We start from the raw sequence: 242 nt of genomic DNA on the forward strand, positions 1-242 counted from the left end.
CAGCAGGAACAAATTGCCCATTTGCGAGTTTAAAAACTGGGAGTCCTTGTTCATTGACTTGTAAGTCAGAAAGTTTAATTGATGTATTCGGAGTTAAACTCCCAGCAACTTTTTCTAAATTTAAGGACGTATAAGTTGGAATTTGCTCATAAACATTTGGATTGGTTGGAAGATCCGTGTAGTAGTTACTGTAGGTCGTACTAGTAATTTCATACTGTTGCTTTGCAGTCAATTCGACATCT

Annotated in this window: 1 protein-coding gene; it reads right to left on the reverse strand. The window is 36.8% G+C overall.

Going from position 1 to position 242, the window contains the following annotated elements; all coding sequences use genetic code 11:
- A partial coding sequence (locus QP442_RS08565) for a DUF5776 domain-containing protein (protein ID WP_285069821.1) occupies positions 1-242 on the reverse strand: 242 nt, incomplete at both ends.

Origin of the sequence: Pauljensenia sp. UMB1177, from assembly GCF_030217965.1 — a bacterium.
In the GTDB taxonomy this organism is placed as follows: domain Bacteria; phylum Actinomycetota; class Actinomycetes; order Actinomycetales; family Actinomycetaceae; genus Pauljensenia; species Pauljensenia turicensis_A.